The sequence below is a fragment of the Enterobacter sp. MGH85 genome, from assembly GCF_001037655.1.
In the GTDB taxonomy this organism is placed as follows: Bacteria; Pseudomonadota; Gammaproteobacteria; order Enterobacterales; family Enterobacteriaceae; genus Enterobacter; species Enterobacter intestinihominis.
Window position 1 is genome coordinate 3000453 of record NZ_KQ089925.1, and the last position, 12571, is coordinate 3013023.

At 59.1% G+C, this 12571-nt stretch carries 6 protein-coding genes; 4 read left to right on the forward strand and 2 right to left on the reverse strand.

Annotation, left to right across the window (positions count from 1 at the left end):
* Positions 1-3: 3 nt before the first annotated feature.
* The 3 genes from nirB (at position 4) to SK51_RS14150 (ending at position 8057) form a co-directional block, all read left to right on the forward strand.
* Positions 4-3990, forward strand: a complete 3987-nt coding sequence (gene nirB / locus SK51_RS14140; protein WP_075551277.1) for a nitrite reductase large subunit NirB — start codon at positions 4-6, stop codon at positions 3988-3990.
* Positions 3987-6464, forward strand: a complete 2478-nt coding sequence (locus tag SK51_RS14145; RefSeq protein ID WP_032676199.1) for a nitrate reductase — start codon at positions 3987-3989, stop codon at positions 6462-6464. The genes nirB and SK51_RS14145 overlap by 4 nt, the downstream gene beginning before the upstream one ends.
* 174 nt (positions 6465-6638) lie before the next feature.
* Positions 6639-8057: a YchO/YchP family invasin gene (locus SK51_RS14150; RefSeq protein ID WP_023306424.1), complete on the forward strand. Its 1419-nt coding sequence runs from the start codon at positions 6639-6641 to the stop codon at positions 8055-8057.
* 1 nt (position 8058) lies between these two features.
* Here SK51_RS14150 and narL read toward each other — a convergent pair whose 3' ends face one another.
* Positions 8059-8709, reverse strand: coding sequence for a two-component system response regulator NarL (gene narL, locus SK51_RS14155; protein ID WP_003856701.1), 651 nt, complete (start codon positions 8707-8709; stop codon positions 8059-8061).
* The gene (narX, locus tag SK51_RS14160; protein WP_023300282.1) at positions 8702-10498 is read right to left on the reverse strand and encodes a nitrate/nitrite two-component system sensor histidine kinase NarX; all 1797 of its coding nucleotides are present in this window, start codon (positions 10496-10498) and stop codon (positions 8702-8704) included. Before narX ends, narL begins: the two co-directional genes overlap by 8 nt.
* Before the next feature lie 309 nt (positions 10499-10807).
* On the opposite strand from narX, the gene SK51_RS14165 reads away from it, so the two are divergent.
* Entirely contained in the window at positions 10808-12205 is a 1398-nt protein-coding gene (locus SK51_RS14165; RefSeq protein ID WP_022648363.1) for a NarK family nitrate/nitrite MFS transporter, read from the forward strand.
* Positions 12206-12571 lie beyond the last annotated feature (366 nt).

A 12571-nucleotide genomic window follows, 5' to 3' on the forward strand; every position in this document is an offset into this window, starting at 1 on the left:
ACGATGCGACTGGTCATTATCGGTAATGGTATGGCGGCAACCCGGCTGATTGCATCGCTCACCGGGCGTGTGCCCGGTCTTTTTGCTATCACCGTCATCGGTGACGAGCCGGAGCAGGCGTACAACCGCATCCAGCTTTCGCCGGTGCTGAGTGGTGAAAAGCAGGCGGAGCACATCTGTCTGCACGATGAAGACTGGTACACGGCACGAGGCGTGACGGTGCTGCGAGGAGAAACGGCGCTCGCAGTAGACGTCAACGCGCGTGAAGTGCATACCTCTGCTCGCACGCTGGGCTGGGATGCGCTGGTGTTTGCCACCGGGTCTACCCCTGTAGTGCCGCCGATCCCCGGCGGCGATGCGCCGCATGTGTTCACCTTTCGCACCCTGGCAGAGACCCGCGCCATCCAGAACCTCTCCGGTCCGGCGGTAGTGCTGGGCGGTGGCGTACTTGGCGTGGAAGCAGCGGCAGCGCTGGCGCGCAACGGTGACAACGTCACGCTTATCCATCGTGGTCCCTGGCTGATGGAACAGCAGCTGGATCAGCAGGCGGGACTGCTGCTTGAAGAGGCGCTGGCTGCGCGGGGTGTTAGCTGTGAATTCGCCTCTGGCATCGCGGCGATTAACGGCAAGAGCGTGACGCTACTCAACGGGCACAGCGTCACCGCCGCGCGCGTGGTGCTGGCCACGGGTGTACAACCCAACGTTGCGCTGGCAAAAGCCAGCGGCATTCACTGCGCGCGCGGCATCGTGGTGGATCACCAGATGCAAACCTCCGTGCCGGATATCTACGCCATCGGCGAGTGCTGTGAAATTGACGGCCAGACATTTGGCCTGGTCGCCCCTTGTCTGGCGCAGGCGGATATTCTCGCCGCGCGGCTGGCCGGGGAGATCACCGCGCCGTTTACCCGGACCGACAACGGCGTGCGTCTTAAGGTGACCGGCGTGGAGCTGTTCAGCCTCGGACGCGCGACGGCGCAGGCGGACGATATGGTATGGAGTTCATGGGATCCGCTGACCCGTCACTATCGACGTTTACTGATCCATCAGGGGACGCTGGCTGGCGTGCTGCTGCTGGGTGACTGCCGCAGCGCGGCAACCTTTACCGATTTACTGGCAACGGCTGCGCCCGCCCACGCGGACTGGCTGTTCGATCGTTTCACAACGCAACCGCAGGTTGCAGGACAGAACGCTATGACAAAACCTACTCTGGTGGTGGTTGGGCACGGTATGGTCGGCCATCATTTCCTCGAAGACTGCGTTAACCGCAATTTGCATCAGCAGTATCAGATTATTGTTTTTGGCGAAGAGCGCTATGCGGCCTATGACCGCGTGCATCTGTCGGAATATTTTGGCGGACGCAGCGCGGACTCGCTCTCGCTGGTGGCGGGGGAGTTCTTTGCCGATAACGGTATAGAGCTGCGCCTCTCGCAGCAGATTGTCGCTATCGATCGTGATGCACACGTTGTGCGTACCGCCAGCGGCCATGAAACCCACTGGGATAAGCTGGTGCTGGCGACCGGCTCGTACCCGTTCGTACCGCCCGTTCCGGGCAGCGATCTGCCGGGTTGTTTTGTCTACCGCACCCTCGACGATCTGGACAACATTGCGGCCCATGCGGCAGGCTCTCGCCGCGGCGTGGTAATTGGCGGCGGCCTGCTGGGGCTGGAGGCGGCGAATGCGCTTAAGCAGCTAGGGCTGGAAACCCACGTGGTGGAGTTTGCGCCGAACCTGATGGCGGTGCAGCTCGACAGCGACGGTGCGGCAATGCTGCGCAAGAAAATTGAGGCGCTGGGCGTAGGGGTACACACCAGTAAATCGACGACGGAGATTGCCACCGCAGACGACGGGCTGGTACTGCGCTTTGCCGATGGTGAACAGCTGGAAACGGACATGGTCGTCTTCTCTGCCGGTATTCGTCCGCAGGACGCGCTGGCACGCAGCAGCGGGCTGGCTATTGGCGAGCGCGGCGGGATCTGTATTGACGACGGCTGCCGGACCTCCGATCCGGACGTGCTTGCCATCGGGGAATGCGCGCTGTGGGAGGGGAAAATCTTTGGCCTGGTGGCCCCGGGCTACCAGATGGCGCGCGTGGCTGCCGCTGTGCTGGCGGGTGAGGAGAAGCGCTTCACCGGCGCGGATATGAGTACCAAACTCAAGTTGCTGGGGGTGGATGTGGCGTCGTTTGGTGATGCCCACGGGCGCACGCCGGGGGCGCTGAGCTACCAGTGGACGCACGGGCCGCAGCAAATCTACAAAAAAATTGTGGTCAGTCACGACAGCAAAACCCTGCTGGGTGGCGTGCTGGTGGGCGATGCCAGCGAATACGCCACGCTGGTGCAGATGATGCTTAACGGCATTAGTCTGCCAAAAGAGCCGGAAACGCTGATCTTACCCGCGTCGTCAGGCTGCGCGCCGAAAGCGCTGGGCGTGGCGGCGCTGCCGGAAAGCGCGCAGATCTGTTCGTGTCATAACGTCAGCAAAGGGGATATCTGCCTGGCGGTAAGTGCGGGCGCAACGGATATCGGCGCCATTAAGCAGTGCACCAAAGCGGCGACCGGCTGCGGAGGTTGTAGCGCGCTGGTGAAGCAGGTGATGGAGTTCCAGCTTGCGGAGCAGGGCGTGGAGGTGAAAAAAGATATCTGTGAGCACTTCCCGTACTCGCGTCAGGAGATATACCACCTGGTGCGCGTCAACCATATCCGGACCTTCGACCAGCTTATCAGCCGTTACGGACAAGGGCACGGCTGTGAGATCTGTAAACCGCTGGTGGGATCAGTGCTGGCCTCCTGCTGGAACGAATACCTGCTGAAACCGGCGCATCTGCCGCTGCAGGACACCAACGACCGCTACTTTGCCAATATTCAGAAGGACGGAACGTATTCCATCGTGCCGCGCATGCCCGGCGGGGAAGTGACGGCCGACGGGCTGATCGCCATCGGCCAGATTGCGAAACGCTATAGCCTTTACAGCAAAATCACCGGCGGACAGCGTATTGACCTGTTTGGCGCCACGCTCGAACAGTTGCCGGAAATCTGGCAGGCGCTGGTGGAGGCCGGATTTGAGACCGGTCATGCGTACGGGAAATCCCTGCGCACGGTGAAATCCTGCGTCGGGTCGACCTGGTGTCGCTATGGCGTGCAGGACTCCACCGGCCTTGCGGTCAAACTGGAGCATCGCTACAAGGGGTTACGTGCGCCGCACAAAATCAAAATGGCGGTCTCCGGCTGTACCCGTGAGTGCGCAGAGGCGCAGAGCAAAGACGTGGGGGTGATTGCCACGGACAAGGGCTGGAACCTTTATCTGTGCGGCAACGGCGGGATGAAGCCGCGCCACGCGGATCTCTTTGCCAGCGATCTGGACGACGAAACGCTGATCCGCACCGTTGACCGTTTCCTGATGTTCTACATTCGCACGGCAGATCGTCTGCAACGCACCAGTACCTGGATGGATAATCTGGAAGGCGGCCTCGACTATCTGCGCGAGGTGATCCTGAACGACAGTCTTGGGATCGCCCACGAGCTGGAGCAGGAGATGGCCCGGGTGGTGGAGACCTATCAGTGCGAATGGCAAACCACCCTCAACGATCCTGATCGCCTGGCGCTGTTCCGCACCGCGGTGAATGTCCCTGCCGCGGCGGAGAGCAAGCGCTGGCAGGAAATTTGCGGCATCGATGATATCCCCGAGCAGGCGGGCATCGGCGCGCGGCTTGGCCGAAAACCGATTGCGCTGTTCCGCTTTGGAACGTCCGTTTATGCCCTGGACGACCAGGAGCCGGGCAGCAGCGCGAACGTGCTTTCGCGCGGCATCCTTGGCGATGCAGCGGGCGAGCCGGTGGTGATTTCCCCGCTTTATAAGCAGCGCATACGTCTGCGCGATGGATGTCAGGTGGAGAACGGCGAACCCGTGGTGCGCGCCTGGCCGGTAAAAATTGAAAACGGCAAGGTTTGGGTTGGAAGCCAAGAGCTGGTGATGCGTGCGGAGGCCTCATGACGGAAACCCGTACAACGTGCCCTTACTGCGGGGTGGGCTGCGGCGTGGTCGCCAGTGTGGAAGATGGCGCGGTAAGCGTTCGTGGGGATGAAACTCATCCGGCGAACTTTGGTCGCCTGTGCGTAAAAGGATCTGCCCTTGGGGAAACGACGGGGTTGCAGGGACGTCTGCTGCGCCCGGTTGTTGACGGCATGGAGGTGGCATGGCCGCAGGCGCTGGGTGAAGCGGGCGAGCGGCTACGGAAGATCATCAACGAATGGGGGCCGCAGGCGGTGGCGTTTTATGCCTCCGGCCAGCTGTTGACCGAGGATTACTATGCGGCCAACAAGCTGATGAAAGGCTTTATCGGGGCGGCGAACATTGATACCAACTCGCGGCTGTGCATGTCGTCAGCGGTGGTGGGCTACAAACGCGTCTTCGGTGAAGACATTGTGCCGTGCAGCTACGAGGACGTGGAAAACAGCGATCTGGTGGTACTCGTTGGCTCAAACGCGGCCTGGACGCATCCGGTGCTGTATCAGCGGCTGGTGCAGGCAAAACGCAGCAACCCGCAGATGAAAGTGGTCGTGATCGATCCGCGCAAAACCGCCACCTGCGATGTCGCTGACCTGCATCTGGCACTTAAGCCCGGCAGCGACGCCGGGCTGTTTGTGGGATTGCTCAATCTGATTCAGGGGAGCGGCGAGTGGCCGATTCCTCACGTGGCCGCGTTTTGCGATCTGCCTTCAGACGAGATTGGCACCTTCTACGACTGGTTTGTCACTGCGCCACGCGCGATCACGCTCTACACCATGGGGATCAACCAGTCCTCCAGCGGCAGCGACAAGTGTAACGCCATCATTAACGTGCATCTTGCCAGCGGGAAGTTCAACCGTCCGGGCTGCGGCCCGTTTTCGCTGACCGGACAGCCAAACGCCATGGGCGGGCGGGAAGTGGGTGGGCTGGCGAACCAGCTGGCGGCGCACATGAACTTCGAGCCGGACGATCTTTCGCGCGTGGCGCGTTTCTGGGGAACCGAGCGGCTGGCACAAACGCCGGGGCTGATGGCGGTAGAGCTGTTTGACGCGATTGCCCGCGGCGAGGTGAAGGCGGTGTGGATCATGGGCACCAATCCTGCCGTGTCACTTCCCGACAGCCACGCGGTGTGCCAGGCCCTGGCAGCCTGCCCGCTGGTAATAGTATCTGAGGTGATGCAGGAGACGGACACCAGCCGGTTTGCTCATATCCGTTTTCCCGCCCTGGGCTGGGGCGAAAAAGACGGAACGGTGACCAATTCCGAGCGGCGTATTTCGCGCCAGCGCGCGTTTCTGCCTGCGCCGGGCGAGGCCAGACCGGACTGGTGGATCATCGCCCGGATCGCAGAGCAGCTCGGTTATGGCGATGCCTTCGCCTGGGAACACCCTCATGAGATATTTTGTGAACATGCGGCGCTGACGGCGTTTGAAAATAACGGCGAACGGGCGCTAAACCTGCGCGAACTGGCGTCGCTGTCGCGAGAGGCGTGGGACGAGCTGGCGCCTTATCAGTGGCATGCCGGTGATTTCCCGCAAAGAAATCTTGTACCGGTTGATCCTTTCTCACATGGGGCAGGCGTCGACGAATTGTACCCCTTGATACTGAATACCGGGCGGATCCGCGATCAGTGGCACACCATGACGCGCACGGGGTATGTTCCGCGCCTGATGCAGCATATCGATGAGCCTTTTATTGAGATGAACGCAACCGATGCGGCGCGCGCGGGGCTGACTGACGGCCAGCTGGCGCGGATAAGTTCCCCGCGCGGGGTCATGGTTGCCAGAGTACGTATCTCTACCGCACAGCGTGCGGGCGAGCTGTTTGCGCCGATGCACTGGAACGCGCAGTTTGCCCGGCAGGGGAAGGTCAACGCGCTGGTGGAAGGGCGGGTTGATGCCTGGTCCGGCCAGCCGGAGAGTAAACAAACCGCGGTGAGGATCCTGCCCTGGCTACCCGCCTGGCAGGGGGAGCTGTATGCCCGCGAGTTGCCAGCGCTGCCGCCGTCGGTATGCTGGTGGCGTAAAGCCTCACGTCTGACGGTGGCGGGGGAGCAGCCGTTGCTGTCGTGGGTCATGGCGTACGCCAGCGGTCGGGGCTGGCAGTTACAGGTGGCACAGACGGGAGAACGCAGCAGCGTGCTCGCCTGGCATCACGGCGAGCTGATGCTGGGCTACTGGGAGGGCCATACGCTGCCGGCGCTGGCGCATGCGTTTATTGAAGAAGCCTTTGCTGCTGCGCCCGTACAACTCGCTGAACGCCACGCGCTGCTGCACGGACAACGGCCGGGCGAAGATGCCGATCCCGGGCGAATTATCTGTAGCTGCTTTAGCGTGGGTGAAAATACGATACGTAAGGCGATAGCCGGAGGCTGTAATTCTGCCGCAGCGCTGGGCGTGAAGCTGCGTTGCGGTACGAACTGCGGCTCCTGCCTGCCGGAGCTGAAAGGGCTGTTGGGATAATAGTGTAAAGGCGTCAGGTGGCGGCTTCGCACCGGCACGAATTTGTAGGCCGGGTAAGGCGATGCCGCCACCCGACAATTCTGTTCAGGATATTCCTGAAATTTCTGTTAAGACTGGTTTTCAGTGCTTATGGCGTTAACATAATAAGTGTTTGTTCATAAACACAGGTTCTGATTGACGACGTTGAAGGCTGTATCGTCCCGCATCCGTTTTTTGCTGTTACTCCCCCTTTTTACGGCTGGAGCCGTTCACGGTGCGCCGAAATCCTTCGTGCAGCAGGCGCAAAATCCGTTTGATAACAACGGCGATAGTCTGCCGGATCTCGGTATGGCGCAACCGACTACCGAAGGCGAAAAACACCTGGCTGAAATGGCAAAGGCCTTCGGTGAAGCCAGTATGATCGATAACGGCCTGACGGCCGGGCAGCAGGCGCGACAGTTCGCGTTTGGCAAGGTGCGGGATGCCGTCAGCGGGGAAGTCAACGAGCAGATTGAATCCTGGCTTTCCCCCTGGGGTAACGCCAACGTCAATGTACTGGTGGATGACGACGGCAACTTTAACGGCAGCAGCGGAAGCTGGTTTATCCCCTGGAACGACAACACCCGCTATCTGAGCTGGAGCCAGCTTGGCCTGACGCAGCAGACAGACGGGCTGGTGAGCAACGTCGGGATCGGGCAGCGCTGGGTTGCCGGAAACTGGCTGCTGGGCTACAACACTTTTTACGACAACCTGCTGGAAGACAACCTGCAACGTGCCGGACTGGGCGCAGAGGCGTGGGGCGAAAACCTTCGCCTGTCGGCCAATTACTACCAGCCGTTCGCTGGCTGGCAGCCGCGTTCCGACATCCGGGAGCAGCGCATGGCGCGCGGGTACGACGTAACGGCCAAAGCCTGGCTTCCCTGGTTTCATCACCTGAACACCAGCGTCAGCTTTGAACAGTATTTTGGCGATAACGTCGATCTGTTTAACAGCGGTACGGGGTATCACAACCCGGTTGCGGTCAACCTGGGGCTGAATTATACCCCCGTTCCGCTGGTCACCCTGACGGCTGCCCATAAGCAGGGGGAGAGCGGCGTTAGCCAGAATAACCTCGGGCTGAAGCTCAACTATCGCTTTGGCGTGCCGCTGGCGAAACAGCTTTCCGCCGGGGAAGTGGCGGCGACGCGCTCGCTGCGGGGTAGCCGCTATGATTCACCTGAGCGTGATAATCTGCCCGTGATGGAATTCCGTCAGCGTAAAACCCTCTCGGTCTATCTGGCCACGCCGCCGTGGGATCTTAAGCCAGGCGAAACTGTGATGCTGAAGCTGCAAATTCGCAGCACGCACGGTATCCGTCAGATCCACTGGCTGGGTGATACCCAGGCGCTCAGCCTGACCTCACCGGCAAACAGCAACAGCAGCGATGGCTGGAGCATAATCATGCCCGCCTGGAACGACGCGGAAGGGGCGAAAAACGAATGGCGGCTTACGGCCGTGGTGGAAGATAAGGATGGGCAGCGTGTCTCCTCCAATGAGATCACGCTTTCCGTGGTGCAACCGCTCGTCGCAATGCCTGCCGACGATCCACGGTGGAAGTTGCTGCCGGATGAGTAAGTTAAAAAATGCGCTCCTGATGCACCCAGACGGCGGCTTCGACGCGGGATTTTAACTTCATTTTCTTCAGCATGTGTTTGACATGCACTTTGACCGTGCTCTCGGTGATGTCCAGACGGCGGGCGATCATTTTGTTCGGCAGACCCTGAGCAATCAGCTTCAGAATGTCGCGCTCGCGCGGGGTCAACTGGCTGACGTCACGGTCAGACGTGGCGCGGTTCGCACGCAGGCTGGCGGCCAGTACCGGCGTTAACGCTTCACTCAGCACCATCTCGCCTGCGGCAGCCTGTTGCAGCGCCTTGAGCAGATCTTCCGGCTCCATATCTTTCAGCAGATAGCCGTCTGCCCCCCGCTTGAGGGCGGTGACCACGTCTTCTTCATGGTTTGAGACGCTGAAGACCACCACCCGGCCAGAGAGGGATTTCTCCCGCAGCTTGTCGAGGGTTTCCAGGCCATTCATGCCCGGCATGTTGAGATCGAGCAAGATCAAATCAGGATCGAGCGATTCGGCAAGTTCAATACCCTGTTCGCCGTTGCTGGCTTCCCCGACGACGGTGATATCGGGCGCCATGCTGACAAGCTGTTTAACGCCAGTGCGCAGCATCGGATGATCGTCAATCAACAGGATAGATGCCGGTTCCTGATTAGTCATGGTTTTCTCCTTGAGCAGTTATGAGGGGCTTTTCGGGTATAAAGGTGACCACGACTTCGGTGCCACCTGACTCTCCCCGGCGAACCTGGCAATCACCGCGCAGGCTTTGCGCGCGGTCTCGCATGATGATTAAACCATAATGGTTCGTTCGTTCGGCATTTTCCGGCACGCCGCGGCCGTTATCCTGAACCCTGAGCTTCACCTGATTATCCTGGCAGCTGACGGTGACCGTGACGGCCGTCGCCTCGGCATGCTTGAGCACGTTGCTCAGGGCTTCACGGGCAATTTGCAGCAAATGGATCGCCTGGTGAGAGGGGACAAAACGCGGTGGCAACTGGTAATCCAGCTTCACCGGGAAGCCCAGCCTGGCACTAAATTCCTGACAGCTGGACTCCAGCGCAGGGCGTAGCCCCGGCTCGGTGAGCTGTAAACGGAAGGTGGTCAGCAGCTCGCGAAGCTGAATCCACGAGGTGTTAAGCTCGTTGCGGATCTGGCTGAGCAGCTGTTTGCTGCTCTCGGGCATGCCTTCGTCCTGCATTTGCAGGCAACTCACCTGCATCTTCATGCAGGAGAGGGACTGGGCGATGGAGTCGTGCAGCTCGCGAGCGATGGTGGCGCGCTCCTCCATCACGATCAGCTGCTGCTGTTTTTCCTGGTGACGGTCGAGCGCCAGCGTGGCCGTGAGCTGCTCTACAAGAGTATCGACCAGCTGCTGCTGGTCGTGGCTCAGGTGACGTCCGGCGGGCAGGGTGGCCAGCAAAATACCGTACTGGGTATGGCTGTCCATCAGCCGCCACTTGAGGGTCGTGCCGCTGGTGGTAAGCGGCGGCAAGCCGCGCGGGCACAGATGACACCCTTTATCGTCGCAGGAGACGTCCGACTGACAGGTAAATTCCTGATGGTTTTCCTCATCTTCAACGTCATAAACCCGTAGCTCAAGATCGTGGAGCAGAGTCAGGTTTTGCAGGCCGTTCAGTACCGGCGAGAGACGCTCGCAAAGCGGTACCTGCATATGCAGGCGACGGTTCGCCTGCCAGAGGAAAGAGAGGATCTCGTTTTTCTGCTCAAGCCCGGCGGTTTTCTCCTGGACGCGTTTTTCCAGTACCGCGTAGCTTTCAGATAGCTCCGCCGACATGGTGTTGAGCGCCTCGCCGAGCATCGCCATTTCGTTGCGCCCGCTGATGTGCGTGCGTTGGGTAAAATCGCGCTGTGTGACGGCGCGGGCCATCGCCAGGAGTTGCTTCCAGGGGTTAAGCAACCGCGCGCGCAGCCAGATAACCGTGAAAATCAGCAGCAAACCCATAAACAGCGCCATTGCGCGGTGAACCATCACCACGCGGTCAATGCGTAACTCTGTGGTGCGATCGAACGAGGAGACGAGATGATCGATGCGTGACACAAACCCGGCGACATCCTGGGCGACCGTTTCCCGGTCTTCCGCCCGCTTTAACCCGGGCTCCAGCTGGGTATGCCAGTAGCCCTGAAGCGCCTTAAGCTGAGATTGCTGGCCGTCACGGATGGCGGCTCTTTCCAGTTCAGGGCTGAATGCGGTACGCTCCATTTCGTCGATAAGCGGTTGGTCAGCCTGCGTCAGCGGCACCGACGCCAGCAGCCGGTAACTCTGCATACGTAGCGAGCCTGCCTCGTTGATGGCATGCGCATTACCCTGCACACCCTGTACCAGCCAGCCAGAAATAGCCATGCCGGTCACACCGATAGCGGTGGACAGCAGAACAATAAGCGCCAGCTGGTTAACCAGCGTCAACGGAGATAAACATCTTTTTAACATAGAGTTGCCGGGCTCCTGACGTGACCTGATTGCAGGAATGGCGCTATTCTGGTGCATACCCTGGAGTATACCCATACCAATAAAGGATTACCTCTAAATTGCCAGAGAGGTAACGGTTAGTGGGTGGACGAAGCAGGGATGCGTCAGCACCGTGAAAAACCACACCTTTTTTTCGTTTTGTATCTACTCATTAAGAGTGATGGCTTTTTTTTCGCCGCAAAACCTCCCACTTTTCCTTTGATTTATATCAACTTACCGCCGCCCTAAAGCCCTAATGTTTGCAGCATCATTCGAGAATCAGAGGTGTCTATGAGTCACTCTTCCGCTCCCGAAAGGGAAACTGGTGCCGTTATTACAGACTGGCGTCCAGAGGATCCGGCGTTCTGGCAACAGCGCGGCCACCGTATAGCAAGTCGTAATCTGTGGATTTCCGTGCCATGTCTGTTACTGGCGTTTTGCGTCTGGATGTTGTTCAGTGCGGTTGCGGTTAACCTGCCAAAAGTGGGCTTTACCTTTACCACCGATCAGCTGTTTATGTTGACTGCGTTGCCGTCGCTTTCAGGCGCACTGCTGCGCGTTCCTTACGCGTTTATGGTGCCGGTCTTTGGTGGTCGTCGCTGGACGGCTTTCAGTACCGGGATCATGATCGTGCCGTGCGTGTGGCTCGGTTTTGCGGTGCAGGATACCTCTACACCGTTTAGCGTGTTCGTGATTATCTCTCTGCTGTGCGGCTTTGCGGGGGCGAACTTTGCGTCCAGTATGGCAAACATCAGCTTCTTCTTCCCGAAAGCGAAGCAGGGTGGTGCGCTGGGCATTAACGGCGGTCTGGGTAACATGGGCGTGAGCGTGATGCAGCTGATTGCTCCGCTGGCGATCTCGGTCTCCATCTTTGCGGCGTTTGGCGGCGGCGGTGTGACGCAGCCCGACGGTTCAGTGCTGTTCCTGCAAAATGCCTCCTGGATTTGGGTACCGTTCCTGGTGGTCTTTACCCTGGCGGCATGGTTCTTCATGAACGACCTGTCCGCGTCCAAAGCGTCCCTGAGCGAGCAGCTGCCGGTTCTGAAACGTGGCCACCTGTGGGTAATGGCACTGCTGTATCTGGCGACCTTCGGCTCGTTCATCGGTTTCTCCGCAGGCTTTGCCATGCTGTCGAAAACCCAGTTCCCGGACGTACAGATCCTTCAGTTTGCCTTCTTCGGTCCGTTTATTGGCGCGCTGGCACGTTCGCTGGGCGGGATGATCTCCGACCGTCTGGGCGGAACGCGCGTTACGCTGGTGAACTTTGTATTGATGGCCATCTTCTGTGCGCTGCTGTTCCTGACGCTGCCTGCGGGTGGTGAGGGAGGTAACTTCTTTGCCTTCTTCGGCGTCTTCATGGTGCTGTTCCTGACCGCCGGGCTGGGCAGTGCGTCTACTTTCCAGATGATCTCTGTCATCTTCCGCAAGCTGACCATGGACCGCGTGAAAGCGCAGGGCGGGAGCGACGAGCAGGCGATGCGTGAAGCCGCCACCGATACCGCTGCGGCGCTTGGGTTTATCTCTGCGATTGGCGCGATTGGCGGCTTCTTTATTCCAAAAGCGTTCGGTATCTCACTGGATCTGACCGGCTCTCCGGCGGGTGCGATGAAGGTATTCCTCGTCTTCTATATCGCCTGTGTGGTCATCACCTGGCTGGTATATGGCCGTAATACCAAGAAAAACAAGTAAGCTTGATTATCCGTTTGCGCGGCCTGAGTGCCGCGCTTTTTTTAATCGCTTAATAGTTACAACATACTAATAGCGTTTCCCGTAGTCGCACACAGGTAACGCTGTGATCGCCATCGCTTTACAGGTGTCTCTACCCCTTAATACCTTAGATGTTAAATTTTGCTCCACTTATTGTACGATAAATAAAATATATCCATATAAATCATTAAGTTAAAAAATATTAACAGCTACCGCTTTGGTGGTATTTGATCTAATCCCCCCCACAGAGACCCCCCTCCGTCTTGATCGTTATCAATTCTCACCATCTTTCATAGCGTTACCTTCGCTGCAAATCAGCAATGTCGATTTAGAGAGCCACAGGCTCCA